General features: G+C 41.2%; 11 protein-coding genes and 1 tRNA gene. 8 read left to right on the forward strand and 4 right to left on the reverse strand.

Features of this window, described 5'->3' with window-relative positions:
• Nucleotides 1–105: 105 nt before the first annotated feature.
• The 8 genes from ACSFVZ_RS19970 (at nucleotide 106) to msrB (ending at nucleotide 8,961) form a co-directional block, all read left to right on the forward strand.
• Nucleotides 106–837 carry an RNA methyltransferase gene (locus tag ACSFVZ_RS19970; RefSeq protein WP_435559488.1) on the forward strand — a complete coding sequence of 244 codons (732 nt, stop codon included), beginning with the start codon at nucleotides 106–108 and terminating at the stop codon, nucleotides 835–837.
• 60 nt (nucleotides 838–897) lie between these two features.
• On the forward strand, nucleotides 898–4,299 hold the full coding sequence (locus ACSFVZ_RS19975) for a chromosome segregation SMC family protein (protein ID WP_435559489.1): 3,402 nt from the start codon (nucleotides 898–900) through the stop codon (nucleotides 4,297–4,299).
• Nucleotides 4,300–4,335: 36 nt separating this feature from the next.
• On the forward strand, nucleotides 4,336–5,061 hold the full coding sequence (zipA, locus tag ACSFVZ_RS19980; protein WP_135925435.1) for a cell division protein ZipA: 726 nt from the start codon (nucleotides 4,336–4,338) through the stop codon (nucleotides 5,059–5,061).
• 82 nt (nucleotides 5,062–5,143) lie between these two features.
• Nucleotides 5,144–7,165, forward strand: coding sequence for an NAD-dependent DNA ligase LigA (gene ligA, locus ACSFVZ_RS19985; RefSeq protein ID WP_435559490.1), 2,022 nt, complete (start codon nucleotides 5,144–5,146; stop codon nucleotides 7,163–7,165).
• A complete protein-coding gene (locus ACSFVZ_RS19990; RefSeq protein ID WP_138557824.1) occupies nucleotides 7,158–7,502 on the forward strand; it encodes a DUF3392 family protein in 345 nt (114 codons plus the stop codon). Before ligA ends, ACSFVZ_RS19990 begins: the two co-directional genes overlap by 8 nt.
• Nucleotides 7,499–7,987, forward strand: a complete 489-nt coding sequence (locus ACSFVZ_RS19995; protein WP_138557823.1) for a DUF2919 domain-containing protein — start codon at nucleotides 7,499–7,501, stop codon at nucleotides 7,985–7,987. The genes ACSFVZ_RS19990 and ACSFVZ_RS19995 overlap by 4 nt, the downstream gene beginning before the upstream one ends.
• Before the next feature lie 9 nt (nucleotides 7,988–7,996).
• Nucleotides 7,997–8,449, forward strand: a complete 453-nt coding sequence (locus ACSFVZ_RS20000) for a hypothetical protein (RefSeq protein WP_135925427.1) — start codon at nucleotides 7,997–7,999, stop codon at nucleotides 8,447–8,449.
• Nucleotides 8,450–8,517: 68 nt separating this feature from the next.
• Nucleotides 8,518–8,961 (forward strand): peptide-methionine (R)-S-oxide reductase MsrB, encoded by a 444-nt coding sequence (gene msrB / locus ACSFVZ_RS20005; protein WP_138557822.1) that lies wholly within the window; start codon nucleotides 8,518–8,520, stop codon nucleotides 8,959–8,961.
• Here msrB and ACSFVZ_RS20010 read toward each other — a convergent pair.
• From ACSFVZ_RS20010 to ACSFVZ_RS20025, 4 genes are all read right to left on the reverse strand, one after another.
• Complete coding sequence (locus ACSFVZ_RS20010) at nucleotides 8,958–10,907, reverse strand: ATP-binding protein (protein ID WP_253039689.1); 1,950 nt, start codon at nucleotides 10,905–10,907, stop codon at nucleotides 8,958–8,960. The genes msrB and ACSFVZ_RS20010 overlap by 4 nt on opposite strands.
• Nucleotides 10,908–10,909: 2 nt before the next feature.
• A complete protein-coding gene (locus ACSFVZ_RS20015) occupies nucleotides 10,910–12,280 on the reverse strand; it encodes an extracellular solute-binding protein (RefSeq protein ID WP_435559491.1) in 1,371 nt (456 codons plus the stop codon).
• Between the two features lie 7 nt (nucleotides 12,281–12,287).
• Nucleotides 12,288–13,922 (reverse strand): tetratricopeptide repeat-containing response regulator, encoded by a 1,635-nt coding sequence (locus ACSFVZ_RS20020; protein WP_135925417.1) that lies wholly within the window; start codon nucleotides 13,920–13,922, stop codon nucleotides 12,288–12,290.
• A 479-nt stretch (nucleotides 13,923–14,401) separates the two neighbouring features.
• Nucleotides 14,402–14,477: transfer RNA gene (locus ACSFVZ_RS20025), tRNA-Val, on the reverse strand.
• Nucleotides 14,478–14,652 lie beyond the last annotated feature (175 nt).

Below are 14,652 nucleotides of genomic sequence, written 5' to 3' on the forward strand. Positions count from 1 at the left end.
ATTACTTGCAATCAATGCCTTGCCTAAATCGCTTTTAATTCCAACTGAAACTCGCATCTTGAGGTGGTTTGGGTATAAAATACAGAATCATTTTATGAGGCTGTTATGATTTCAAAAAACCAACTGAAACTAATTCGTGCATTAGGTCAAAAGAAGTACCGAAAACAATATAACCAGTACCTTGTTCAAGGCGAAAAAAATGTACTTGAATTACTAAACAGTGGTTTAAGTATTGCTCATATTTTTGCGACTCCTGCATTTATTTCTGCGCATCAAACAGCGCTTGCAGCCCATCAAGTCATTGAAGCAGACGAAGAAAGCCTAACTAAAGCCAGTACGCTTATTAGTAACAACGCAGCCATTGCTGTTGTTGATATGCCAAGCCAGCAAGCATTACCAACATCAGGGCTTATTTTAGCCCTTGACGGTGTGTCGGATCCGGGTAATTTGGGCACGATTATTCGTGTTGCTGACTGGTATGGCATTAAGCATATTGTTACCAGCACAGACAGTGCCGATGCTTATAACCCGAAAACCATCAGCGCAACTATGGGCTCATTTGCTCGTGTGAGTGTCACACAAACCGACTTAACCAGTTACTTACCTAGTTTAAACCTTCCTGTGTATGGCGCATTTTTAGAAGGTGAGAACATTCACAAAACTGCTCTTAAGCAAGATGCTGTATTACTCATGGGCAGTGAATCCCATGGTATTCGTGCTAATTGCGAAAGCTTAGTTACTGATAAAATAACTATTCCGGCTTATGGCCAAGCAGAATCGCTTAATGTAGCAATGGCAACGGGTATTATTTTAGATAATTTTAAGCGCCACGCTTAACCTTTTACCCTAAAATGGGTTAAATTGAAGAATAACAATAAAAATCGGTAAAACAATTAGATGCGCTTAAGCACCATAAAATTAGCGGGTTTCAAATCGTTTGTTGAACCCACTAAGATCCCATTTCCTGATCAGATGACGTGTGTTGTCGGCCCGAACGGCTGTGGCAAATCAAATGTCATCGATGCAGTGCGTTGGGTGCTAGGTGAAAGCTCAGCTAAAAACTTACGTGGCGATGCCATGACCGATGTTATTTTTAACGGCTCAACTAATCGAAAGCCAATTTCACAAGCCTCTGTTGAGTTGGTGTTTGATAACACCAGTGGCCATCTTCCGAATACCTTTGCTGATCGAAACCAAGTGGCGATTAAGCGCTTAGTGACCCGAGATGGTCAGTCAATTTATTTTCTAAATGGCAGTAAATGCCGTAAGCGTGATATTACCGACATCTTTTTAGGCACAGGTCTTGGCCCGCGCAGCTATGCGATTATTGAGCAGGGCATGATCTCGCGTTTAATTGAGAGCAAACCGGCTGATTTACGTGTTTTTTTAGAAGAAGCAGCGGGGGTTTCAAAATACAAAGAGCGTCGTCGTGAAACGCAAACCCGCATTAAAAGCACCCGCGAAAACCTTGAACGTTTGCTCGATGTAAGGCAAGAGTTACAAACACAGCTCGATAAGCTTGCAGTGCAATCAGTCGATGCAAAAAAGTATCGAGAGTTAAAAGCCACTGAGCGCACCTTAAAAGGACAAATTGCGGTCTTAAAGTGGCAGAAGCTACACCAACAACAAATCGATAAAGCCGAGCAAATCAATAAACTTAAAGAGCAAATCCAGTTCTTTAAAGAAGCGCATTCTGGCCATGATGATGTGTTAGCAAGTCTTGAAAATCAGGTGCAGCTTGAGCAGCAAAAATTGCAAGATGCTCAGCAGGCTCAGCATCAAACACACACTGAGCTAACCCGTAAAGAGCAGCAACAGATCAGCTTAAAGCAGCAACAGCAAACACTTAGTCAAAACCTTATCAAACAGCAACAACTGCAGTTACAAAACAAAGAGCTGCAAGAAGAGCAACATGCATCGGCTGTAATGTTACAAGAGCTGCTACAAGAAGCGATTGAGCAAAGTTTACTGTGCACTGAGCAAGTTGCAGAAGTAGAGCAACAAGTTGCTGAACAACATCAGTATAAACAAAGTGCTGATGAGCAATACCAAAGCACCTTACAAAAGAATCAAACTCATGCTAGTGATATTACCGTTGCAAAGAGTCAACAGGCTCACTTTGCACAGACTCTTACGCAACTTGAATCTCAGCAGGCACAACTTGCCGCTGAAATTAGTGAGCTTGAAGCAACTCCTGTTGCAGCGCAAATTGCTGAGCAACAACAGCATATTCAAACACTGACTAAAGAGCTTGCTCAGCAGCAAAGTGCGCTTAATAAGCTCACTCAGAATCTAGAACAAGCTGATAAAGAGCAACAGCATTTAGAGCAAGATTTTAGACGGGTTCAACAGCATAGTAATGAAAACAAAGCCAGTATTGCAGCGCTTAACTCTTTGTTATCAGAGCAAACCGACAGCGGAAGTGTCTCTTTATTAGCGCAGCTAAAAGTGACACCAGGCTTTGAGCCGTTAGTTGAACAAGCCCTACTTGGCCTTGAGCATCTAAAGGTCAGTCAACATAAAGAGGCTAACAGTGTTTGGACTGCTAATGAGTGTGCGGCTGTGCCAAAAGAGTCATTAGCAAATTACATCGAATCGGGTGCTTACCCAGATTTATTAGCACGTTTTGCTTTTCAATCCTGTTTTGATGACGCTATTTTAGCGGATCCATATTGGCTGGCAGTGATCGATGAAGAAGGCTGTATACATGGTCGTAACTTTCACACCGATGCCAATAAAGATGCCGACAATTCTTTGCTTTTAAAGCATGCTCAGCTTAGCGATGCACAGCAGTTAGATGAAGAGCTCAACGAGCAATTAGAAACCAAGCAGCAATTGCTAAACGAGCATCTAGCACATAAGAAAACGCTCATCGTTGACAAAGAGCAACACAGAGAGCGAATTCACCAAGCGGCTCAGCAGATTGCATCGGCTAGCACTCGACGCGATATGTTGCTTGAGCAGCAAACGCAGTGGCAAAACCAGCTTGTTAAGTTACAACAGCGTGAAACCTTACTGGCTGAGCAAAAGCAAAATGCCGATGAGCAGCAACAAGCCCAGCAGAGTTTACTTGAGCAATTGTTAGAACAGCAATTAACGCTGGAAACAGAACTAGAGCAGGCTAAACAACGACAAACTGAGGCAAATAACAACTATCGCCAAGTTGCGTCTCAGCTTGAGCAATATAAAACGCAGGCTCACCAAGCAAATTTGGCTGAGCAAAAAGCTCGCAGTGAGTGTCAACTTAGCGAAACCAAATTGCAACACGCCAATGCCGCCCAAAGTGCTGCAAGTGAGGCTGTGTTAGAACTTAATGAGCAACTAGAAGAGTTAGTGATCCCGCTTGAAGAGGTGGCAGAGCAAATCATGCTATTGCTTGAAAAGCATCAACAAAGTGACGTTGAGCTGAAAAACTTGCAAGCGGCCTTGAGTCAAGCTAAAAAGGAGCTTGCTGATAAGCAAACAGCGCTGAAATCGTCGCAATCTGAGTTGGTTACGTTACAAGAGCAGTTGCAAGCATTGGCACTGGATGAGCAAAGTTTAATCGTTAAAGCACAAGCCGCTTTAGAGCCACTTGAAGAACTGGAACAAAATTTAAAAACAGTACTTGAAGAACTGCCTGACAATGCCAATTTAAATAGTATGCAAGCTATGTTGACTAAAACCACCCAAGCTTTAAATGAGCTTGGCGCAGTAAACTTAGCAGCAATTGATGAATTTGAGCAGGCCAAGCAGCGTAGTGATTATTTAAATCAGCAGCTTGATGATTTAACACAAGCATTAAATACCCTTGAAGGGGCGATTCAAAAAATTGACCGAGAAACAAAAAATCGTTTTAAGGCCACGTTTGAACAAGTAAATACAGACTTTGGGGAATTATTCCCGAAAGTGTTTGGCGGTGGTAGTGCCTACCTTGAATTGACCAGTGATGATCTACTCGAAAGTGGGGTAAGCATCATGGCAAGGCCACCAGGCAAGAAAAATTCGACAATTCACCTGCTTAGTGGTGGAGAAAAAGCGCTGACCGCATTATCATTAGTGTTTTCAATATTCAGGCTCAATCCAGCTCCATTCTGTATGCTAGATGAAGTGGATGCGCCATTGGATGATGCAAACGTGGGTCGTTTTTGCCGTTTGGTAGAAGAGATGTCACAATCAGTACAATTTATTTATATCAGTCATAACAAGATTGCCATGGAAATGGCAGGCAGGTTGACCGGTGTAACTATGGCTGAACCGGGTGTTTCACGAATGGTTGCTGTAGATATAGAACAAGCTGTGCAAATGGCACATGCATAAATTTAGTTAGGCATATCAAATAATAAAGGTGAGGGGATGGCCGAAGAATTAAGATGGGCTTTAATCGTAATCAGTGTATTTGTCATTGGTGGTTTATTAATTCACGGCTTATGGTCGGTGCGTAAAAAGGACAGTCCAGATGCGCCAGCGCAAGAACGGGTCGAACCGAATGAAACAACTTCTGAGATATCAGAGCCTGCTCCAGTTCAGTCGCAAGAACGTGACGAGCCTGAGTTTGGAGATTTAAGCTTTTCCGCGCAACATAATGATGAACCCGTTGTTTCAGATGAGATTTCAGAATCACCTGAAGCAGAGCAGACTGAAACTGACGAAGAGCAAGAAGCACAAGCTCCAACTGACTTCATTATTGTGCATTTGCAGATGCCTGAAGATGCTGTTATGAATGGCAGCCAGCTATTGCCAGCCGTTAATATGTTAGGCTTTAAGTATTCTGAAGAGGGCTTCTTTAACCGCCATTTAGACCCTGCTGGTACAGGTCCGGTGTTATTTCGTTTAGTGAATATGTATAACCCAGGTACGTTTGATATCGATAACATGGAGCAGTTTAGTACAGCGGGTATCAGTTTATTTATGACCTTACCATGTGATGGTGACGGTTTAAGTGCATTTAATATGTTGCACAGTGCAGCTAAAAAACTAGCTGATGAATTTGGTGCGACTATTTTAGATAGCAACCGTGAAGAGATGACGGTTGAAAGCGTACGTGAATATGTTGAGAAAGTTCGCAGCTTCTCAGCTTAATCGCACGCACAGATAATAAGTTTTAGGCCACTTGGCGTTAAGTCGTCTAAGTGGCTTTTTTATGTAGATTTTTGAGGTTTTCATGTCCAGCCCTATCTTTGAGCAAATTAGCCAACTTCGAGCCCAGTTAGAAGAGCATAACCATAATTATTATGTGCTGGATGCACCAAGCATTCCTGATGCTGAATATGACCGTTTAATGCGTGAATTAAGCGCTCTTGAGCAAGCTAATCCAGAGTTCCAAAGCCCTGACTCGCCATCACAAAAAGTTGGTGGTGCTGCACTTGATAAGTTTGAGCAAGTCACTCACCAAGTACCTATGCTGTCACTTGATAATGCGTTTTCTGAAGAGGAGTTTGCTGCCTTTAATCGCCGTATTAAAGAACGTTTAATGAACAGCAGTGAGTTAACTTTTTGTTGTGAGCCAAAGCTTGATGGTCTTGCAGTATCGATTATTTACCGTGACGGTGTGTTAGTGCAAGCAGCTACCCGTGGTGATGGCATGGTGGGTGAAAACATCACCCAAAACGTGAAAACAATACGTAATGTGCCGCTTAAGTTACGTGGCAATGACTTCCCGGCAGAGCTTGAAGTGCGCGGTGAAGTATTTATGGATAGTGCCGGGTTTGCCAAGCTTAACAGTGAAGCCGAAAAACGTGGCGAGAAAGTATTTGTAAACCCGCGCAATGCTGCTGCAGGTAGCTTACGCCAGCTTGATTCTAAAGTAACAGCAAAACGCCCGCTGATGTTTTACGCTTACAGTACAGGGCTTGTTGCGGATGGTCAGTTACCAGAAGATCATTACCAACAGCTTGCTAAACTGACAGATTGGGGTTTACCACTTTGCCCAGAAACTAAACTGGTTGAAGGACAGCAAGCTGCACTTGATTATTACCAAGACATTTTAGCACGTCGTAGTGAGCTGGCTTACGAAATTGACGGTGTGGTAATTAAAGTAAACGACAAAAAGCTGCAAGAGCGTTTAGGTTTTGTGGCACGTGCGCCGCGCTGGGCTATTGCCTTTAAATTTCCTGCACAAGAAGAAATCACACAATTACTTGATGTTGAGTTTCAGGTAGGTCGTACTGGCGCAATTACGCCTGTTGCACGTTTAGAGCCGGTATTTGTGGGAGGCGTGACCGTGTCTAACGCAACGCTTCATAACGGCGATGAAATTGCCCGTTTAGGCGTTAAAATTGGCGATACAGTAATTATTCGCCGAGCAGGTGATGTTATCCCGCAAATTACCCAAGTTGTGCTTGAGCGCCGTCCTGAAGACGCCAAAGATATTGTTTTCCCTGCTACATGCCCAATTTGTGAGTCACATGTGGAACGCATTGAAGGTGAAGCGGTTGCCCGTTGTACAGGTGGCTTAGTTTGCCAAGCGCAGCGTAAGCAAGCCATTAAGCACTTTGCGTCACGTAAAGCGCTTGATATTGATGGGCTAGGCGACAAGATTGTTGATCAGCTTGTTGATCGTGAGCTTATCAAAACACCTGCTGATTTATTTACCCTTAAACAAGGTCATTTTGAATCACTTGAGCGAATGGGCCCTAAGTCTGCTAAGAATTTAGTTAACGCGCTGCAAGAAGCTAAGCAAACAACATTAGCTAAATTCTTATATTCGTTAGGTATTCGCGAGGTTGGTGAAGCAACAGCGCAAAACCTAGCAAACCATTTTTTAACCCTAGAAAAAATCACCCAAGCAAGTGTTGATGCGTTAACTGAAGTAAGCGACGTAGGTGAAATTGTTGCCAAGCACGTTCGTGGCTTTTTTACTGAAGAGCATAATATGGACGTGGTTAACGCGCTAATTGAGCAGGGTATTAACTGGCCCGCGCTAACAGCCCCAAGTGCCGATGCACAGCCATTATCGGGTTTAACCTACGTATTAACCGGCACATTGAGCGAGCTTAACCGTAATGATGCAAAAGCACGTTTACAAGCGTTAGGTGCGAAAGTGTCGGGCAGTGTTTCGGCGAAAACAGATGCACTGATCGCGGGCGAAAAAGCGGGCTCAAAATTAACCAAAGCACAAGATTTAGGCATTGATGTATTAACAGAGGCAGACCTCATTGCGCTTTTAAGTGAGCACAATGGATAGTTTATTGCAGGCATTGTCGTCAGTTGCTTTAACAATCGGCAGTTGGCTACAACCACACCTTTACAATATTTCATTATTGCTGGTGGTGTGTTTTATATCCTTGTATGCAAACGACATTATTAAAGTGACCAAGCGCTTTGTGGCGCGTCGTCACTTTATTATTCGTGTGCTTTGCTTTGTGCTGGTCACAGGGTTTGGTATGGGCTTACTTGTGGTGTTTGTGACTCCTTTTTTAAGTAAATTGCTAATGCTACTCGGTGTTAAATGGCTGGCGCTTACACTTACAGCAGCCTTTTTGGTACTTGGCATCATTGCTGATAAGAAGAACCAAATATGAATCGCTACGGCCCAGAATACTGGGATAAACACGGCACTTACCGGACGCCTGTGGCGTTCCACTTAACCTTACTTGTGCTTTTGCGTAGTTATTTTATTTGGCTGATGGCGGCGCTGAGTCGTCGCCCTGATCTAGATATCATGTCGTTGTTCTTTAAATCTAAAGCTGATTTTTTTATCGCTATTGCCATTGCTGCGATTGCTTTATTACCTGCGGTGATCTTTTGCTTGCGCCGACCACAAGAAAACCCAGATAGTGCAAAACGTTTTGCGTCGATTTGGCGTTATATGCGCTGGCCATTAATTCTATGTGCAATCACAGATTTAAGTTGGTTAACCTATCAGGCTGCACACAGCCACTATCAGTTTTCGTTGTTCTTAGCTTGCCAAATGGTACTGGTGTTATGGGTACTGTTATATTTATTAAAAAGCAGATACTTGTCTGTCTTTTTCAATGATTGGCCAGATCCAATAACAAAAAAATAGGGCAGCAATATGTTGGCAATTAATAAGCTTTTAGCAAAAATCTCATTTACTATCGCATTCGTATTAATCGCTATATGGGTATTTACGCCACTTTGGCACAGTGCTGCATTTTCATTGTTTGTGATGTTATGGGGCTTTATAACACTATCAAGCATTTATCGAGTGACGCCGCTATTTGTAGCGCGTAACCCCATTACTGACTTATTAAAACGCGATGTTAATCAGCTAGCACTCATTAGCCTTTCTGGGCTGTTTGATTTTAAACGCAAGGCTGAGTTTGTGTTAATTGGTCAAATTAAGCAGATTGAAGTGGGTGAAGGTATTATCCATATTACTGACGTCAACGGACAAAAAAGCACAGCAGTATTGAGTGTTAGTAGTGACAAAATTAATAGCCATTTATCGCAACTGCTTTCTGAGCGCGAACGTGCGCAAATAGATATCCGTTTACAAGCGAATTAATGCCACTTGCTCTTGGCTGTGCTTGTGATGTACTGTGCAATAGTTGTATTCAACCTTGAGGGAGCACTATGTTAACTTGGCAAGATATTTTAGAGTTTGCCCATAACGGTAACCCAACACCTCCGCGTCGAGTCGAAAAGTCACCATCTGAGTGGCAAGCTGAGCTCGAACAAGATGCATTCTATGTTACTCGTTTAAAAGGGACTGAGCGTCCGCATAGCTCTGATTCATGTACGATATTTGAACCTGGTCAATATGCCTGCGTCTGTTGCGACAATTTATTATTTGATGGTGATGAAAAGTTCGACAGTGGCACTGGTTGGCCGTCATTTACTCAGCCTAGCAGTGTTGAAAGCATTGCTTATGTAGCTGACTCTAGCCATGGTATGCAGCGTATTGAAGCGATTTGCAATGTCTGTGACGCGCATTTGGGCCATGTATTTCCTGATGGCCCAGCGCCTAGTGGTCTGCGCTATTGCATGAATGCCATAGCGATGAAAAAACGTGATTAATCTAAATACTGTGCGATGATAAAAATAAGGTGCTCACGGTAAATTGGCTTGCTAATAATGTAGTCAGTCAAAATACTTGATTGCACCTTATCATCCCTTATCGCTGAAGCCGTTACCGCGATTATTGGAATATGTTTAAAACGATCATCACTGCGAATTAACTGGCTTGCCTCTAATCCACCCATTACCGGCATTTTTAAATCCATTATGATAAGGTCAGGTTGGTTTTGCTCAATTTTCATTAGAGCATCTTCACCATTAATAGCTGTATCTATCGTAAAGCTCCAGCGTGATAGGAAGGATTCTAAATATTCCCGGTTGTAAGGAATATCATCAACAATCAAAATGCGCGCTGGATTAAAATGATAGCTTGATATAGCAGGGTAATTACGATGTTCAACTTCGTTTTTAGATTCGGCTAATTCAACATTCGGTATCGACACAATAAATTCACTGCCTCGATCTTTTTCGCTGATCACCGATAACTCTCCACCCATTAACTTGATAAAGCGCAATGAAATAGCTAAGCCAAGTCCTGTGCCACCAAACTCAGAGCTACGTTGCCCTTGTACTTGCTCAAAATCATTAAAAATGAGCTCTTGTTGATCACTAGGAATGCCTTTACCTGTGTCTTTAACATGTACTTTAATATCAATATGGCTATTGTCATTATGCGTTTTAAAATCAAAAAACACTTTTACACTACCTTGCGAGGTGAATTTAATAGCATTACCGATTAAGTTTGTTAGTACTTGACGAAGTTTATTACTGTCTAGCAGCACAGGTGTTGTTAGATCAGGATGAGCAGTAACTTGTAACTCAAGATCTTTCTGAGCGCTTAATTGTAAGAACATCATGTTGAGTTCGTGACACATGGTAGGGATCTCAACTCGATCAATATCAAGTTGCATTTTACCGGCATCCACTTTTGATAAATCAAGAATATCGTTCAATACGTTAAGTAATGAGTTACCCGATATTGAAATAGCTTCTAGATAACGACGCTTATTTTTATCAGTTTCACTGTCTTGTAATAATTGGCTAAAGCCCAATACGGCATTAAGTGGTGTTCTTAATTCATGCGACATATTAGCTAAAAAGCGGCTCTTAGCTTGATTCGATTGCTCAGCTTGCTCTTTAGCATCAAGATACTCTTGGGTGCGTTTAGCAACGGTTTCTTCAAGTAAGCTATGTTGCTCATGCATACTATTGATTTGTTGCCTAACTGCAGCACGCATCATTTTAAAACCACTTGCAAGAGTACCAATTTCGTCTTGGCTTTTAATATTTATAGGGCAATTTAAATCACCTGTGGTCACTGCATGCGAAAACTCGACTAGCTGCTCAATGGGCTGCAAAATGATTCTTCGAATAATGATGTAAGCAATGATGAGCGCTGTGAGTAAGTATATCGCAAATAATGAAACAGCATTGCTGATGATAGCTTTTGTCTTTGCAGCTAAGTCAGTATCTGAAAAACTAACAATCACGTAGCCAATATTTTCGTTTTGGTAACTATTAATGGGGACCGAAACTACATATTGTTCATCCAGTGGAATGATTGTGTTTAGTGCAGGGTTCAATTGCTTCAGGATTTGCTGGTTAGTTTCTAAAGTATCAACCTTACTGTTATCAGGGTGTGCAGCAATAAAGTTATTTTGATCGATAAAGTAAATAGTTTTGAGATCATCAAATGTATTATTTTTTAGAATATTTTTTAAGGAGATACCTTGAACTTTCATCACCCAACTACCGACACTATTATCTTTCGTTAGCTTTTTTATCTCTGACAGCATAGGGGACACAATAGCATCTGCTTTTTCACTCATGTTTAGAAGTGTTTGTTCTTTTAACTCCATCACATGCAATGAGGTACTCGCCCCTAAAATGAGGGTAATGGTGAATCCGATTATCATCAGAATTTTGTGGGCAATGCTTATCCTCATTGCTAGTTTTCACTCCTTGACTTGAATGTGTGCATTGTTTCATTAATTTTTTTATCAGTTGTTTTAATTGTCTGGTTTATATCTGCACCATAGAATATTTGGCTAAATGCTTGCGAGATAATTTCACCAATGACAGGGAACTCTACCATTCCAGCTTGTAGGCGATCAGCTGTGGCATGATCAAATACCCACAACATTGTAGTATTAAACCCGGGTTTATTTACCAAGGTAAACAACTTTTCGTGCCACACTTTTCTTCTGGGAGGGGAGCCGCCAGTACTAAGTAGCGATGACGTTTGCTCGCTTGTCGCCCATTGAATAAAAAGCCAAGCCGCAGTTTTTTTGTTGGACTTGCTATTTATAGCAAACGCCCATGCCCAAGGGGAGGTTTCTCTTGCTATGGGACCTTTGGGCAAAGGGGCTGCTTCCCATTTATTCCAAATATTAGACTCTTCAGCTGTGTCTATTTCATTGTAAAAATGGGAAGCTAAAAATGCGGATGCCAGCTTACCTTGTTTAAATAAGCGGCGGATTTCATAAAAGTGCAGCAAGCGGCTATTATCAGGATTTCCATACCCTGTCGCTAAATCTCGGTACACTCTTAGACTCTGCGCTGTTTCAGTGCTATTAAACACAGACATATTTTGCTCATCGATAACTTGTGCCCCGTATGCACGCATTACTGGCAAAACTGTCCAGGTGTTTAGCCCCGCACCTGGCAATGTGCGCGCCGCAAATGCATGCATTCCAATAAGATCTGGCGTTGCATCAATAGCGCGTTGTAACTTTATCTTTGTAGCGTAGAGCTCTTCATAAGTATCAGGTACTTTAAGGTTAAACCGCTCGAATAGATCTTTTCTGTAAAAATAGATTGGCGCCGAAAAATCAAAGGGCAATGAATACAAAATATCATTGATCTTACATAGTGCTAAGCTTCGATCGCTAATGTCGTCTAGCTGATACCATGTTTTATCAGTTATCTTGGGATTATCTAAATAGGGCTGAAGAGGCTCTATCCAACCTTGGCTTTGCGCTTCTCCTAAAAAAGTAATTCCCATAGGCAATACATCGTACAAGCCTAAGCCTTCACTCAAATCTTGATGGCGGCGCGCTCGCATTTGTGATTGTTCTAAGGCATGAAAGCCAACCGAGATCCCCGTTAGTTGTTCAAATAATGGTATATAAGGCTTTAACGCTGTGAATGCTGGTTGTTCGTCTGCAAGAATATTTATATGACTTCCGGCTTCACTGCGCCAATCTATGTTTGCTTGTTGCCAGTAATGCAGTGTAGAGGAAGCAAAACTGTTGGCACTGTAAAAAAAAATCGCTGCTGTAATAAAAGGCTTGATAAGTTTTGACAAACGCGGTGCCATCTTTCGGTTACTCCGTTAACTTAATATTTAACTTATCAGCTTGTGCTTTAATTTTTTCAAATCGTATTGCTTGCTCATATTCGAGCTCTTGGCTAGCAAGTAAAGTAAAGCATTTTCTAGCAAGTGATAAATTAAAAGACTGGCCTTGATTATTAGTATCGAACAAACATTGTAATAAATTAAGTGCGATGCTGGCATTTTTGGGCATAACCCTAAATGCTTGCGTAAAGGCTTCAAGAGCTGTATTAAGTTGTCCTTTATTAAACTGTGTTACTGCATGGTTGTTAAGCTCTTTAGGGCCTAACTTGATATCTCGACGTTCTGTTTGTTGCTGTTGAATATATCTTAAATAAACAGGATCACTGACAGATGGGTGACGTTCGCAATGGTCAATAATTTGGTTAAACAGCCTTTGCGCTTTTTGATGAAAACCTAATTCATGGAATGCTTTGGCTTTGTCGAGGGCACCATCAACAGAACGAATTTGTGTATCACTCTCATCAAGTTGATTGATAAGCGCTTTTGCTTTTTGGTGTTCATCTTTTAAGTAATGTAATCGAGCATTTAGTACATCAATTTGAGTTTGATTATTACTATTGGGAAATTGCTTTTTTAAATCATTTAAATATTGATTAGTCTGCCTAGATATACGGTTTATCTGATCGCTTTGATCAGTCGTTAACGCAAAATCGATACCTGCGCGCGCCGCATTAAGGTAGATATCAGGATGATCATGAATAGAAAATTTTGCGTAAGTCGCAATATCTTTTTGTGTTAAATAGTTCTTTTCATAATCATGATTAAGTAAGGATACATGGCTCAAAGCTTTTTGACGGTTAATGTTACGTGGTGCAATATCAACAGCTTGGCTAATTAGTTGTTGAGCTTCATCATACTTATTAAGTTTAATTTCTAGTCGGCTTAGCAGGTCCAGAGCAACTAAACGAGTTTCACTGCGTTGTAACATCGTTTTCAACATTCGCTGTGCAAGTGAATGCTCATTACATGCAATCAAAGCTTCAACTAAGCCTACCTTTGCCCAAGTGAATTTTTGAATATCAAGAACAGATTTAAAAAAGGTTTTAGCTTCTTCATTACGTTTTAGTCGAAGTAGGGCATCGCCTTTTAGTCTAAGTAAAATAGCACTAAAACTGTGGCTTTTGTTTTGTAATAATTCGTCGATCTTTTTTATTGCTTTTGAATCGTTCTCGTCATCAATAAGTTGATATACTTGATGTAAATTATTTTTTCGCATCAGTACTTTTTCGATACGATTTTTTAATTCATTAATAGTGAAAGGTTTAACAAGGAAATCATCAGGTTGCAGCTCTAAGACACTGTGTACAAGAGAGCCACTTGTTTCAGCAGAAATAAAAATAAAGCCAGTGGAGTTTTTAATCAGGCGCTTCATTTTCAGCTCTTCATATAGCTGATAGCCATCTTGTTGCTTACTCAGATTAAAAGAGCAAACAATTAGATCAAATTGCTCTATTTGGCACTGCTCTTTTGCTGAGTTGGCATGCTCTGCAAAACGTAACTGACGAAACCCCAACCCCTCTAATGATTGTTTCATATAGCTTTGAGCAAGTGGTTGCTCTTCGACTATTAAAATTTTAGCGTTCGAAAAAATCTTTGCAGGCATTAGACTTGCGACCGAGTGACATTAACAGTGACTATAATAAACAGTCTAGCTGCTGACAAGGCAAATTACAGCTTTTGCTGCTATTAAAAGTTTGGCTAAGGTCTTTGTCGAAAATGCGAGAAGTATGAAAGATCAGCTTTTAGGTATTTAGGCTTGTTGAACAGTAGGGGAAATTAAACCATTTGCCTGTGTTTTATAGAAAGTGGCGATGCTTTTGAAATCTAAAGGTAGATAAGGAAGCCTTTAAAGAAAATGTTTATATGTTGTGGGTCGTACTGGACTTGAATCATCGAGCCTGTGTTTTGTAAAGAGTGGCGATGCTTTTGAAAACTAGAGATAAAATAAAGAGGTTTTATATGTGGTGGGTCGAACTGGACTTGAACCATCGAGCCTGTGTTTTGTAAAGAGTGGCGATGCTTTTGAAAATTAGAAATAAAATAAAGAAGATTTAAAGAAAGTATTTATGAAGTGTTTATATGTGGTGGGTCGTACTGGACTTGAACCAGTGACCCTCGCCTTGTAAGGGCGATGCTCTCCCAACTGAGCTAACGACCCACATATAAATTTTTCAGATTAAATGGTTGGTTTTACTGAACTTAACCACCGAGCCTTTTCGTTGTAAAGAGTTGCGATGCTCTTTGCTTCAAAAAGTAAATGGTGGGTCGTACTGGACTTGAACCAGTGACCCTCGCCTTGTAAGGGCGATGCTCTCCCAACTGAGCTAACGACC

It is taken from the genome of Pseudoalteromonas nanhaiensis (assembly GCF_051235485.1).
Lineage (GTDB): Bacteria > Pseudomonadota > Gammaproteobacteria > Enterobacterales > Alteromonadaceae > Pseudoalteromonas > Pseudoalteromonas lipolytica_C.

Coding starts and splice junctions, on each gene's coding strand:
- ACSFVZ_RS19990 (WP_138557824.1), top strand. CDS start 7,158: ATGGATAGTTTATTGCAGGCATTGTCGTCAGTTGCTTTAACAATCGGC.
- ligA (WP_435559490.1), top strand. CDS start 5,144: ATGTCCAGCCCTATCTTTGAGCAAATTAGCCAACTTCGAGCCCAGTTA.
- msrB (WP_138557822.1), top strand. CDS start 8,518: ATGTTAACTTGGCAAGATATTTTAGAGTTTGCCCATAACGGTAACCCA.
- ACSFVZ_RS19975 (WP_435559489.1), top strand. CDS start 898: ATGCGCTTAAGCACCATAAAATTAGCGGGTTTCAAATCGTTTGTTGAA.
- ACSFVZ_RS19970 (WP_435559488.1), top strand. CDS start 106: ATGATTTCAAAAAACCAACTGAAACTAATTCGTGCATTAGGTCAAAAG.
- ACSFVZ_RS19995 (WP_138557823.1), top strand. CDS start 7,499: ATGAATCGCTACGGCCCAGAATACTGGGATAAACACGGCACTTACCGG.
- ACSFVZ_RS20010 (WP_253039689.1), bottom strand. CDS start 10,907: ATGAGGATAAGCATTGCCCACAAAATTCTGATGATAATCGGATTCACC.
- ACSFVZ_RS20020 (WP_135925417.1), bottom strand. CDS start 13,922: ATGCCTGCAAAGATTTTTTCGAACGCTAAAATTTTAATAGTCGAAGAG.
- ACSFVZ_RS20015 (WP_435559491.1), bottom strand. CDS start 12,280: ATGGCACCGCGTTTGTCAAAACTTATCAAGCCTTTTATTACAGCAGCG.
- ACSFVZ_RS20000 (WP_135925427.1), top strand. CDS start 7,997: ATGTTGGCAATTAATAAGCTTTTAGCAAAAATCTCATTTACTATCGCA.
- zipA (WP_135925435.1), top strand. CDS start 4,336: ATGGCCGAAGAATTAAGATGGGCTTTAATCGTAATCAGTGTATTTGTC.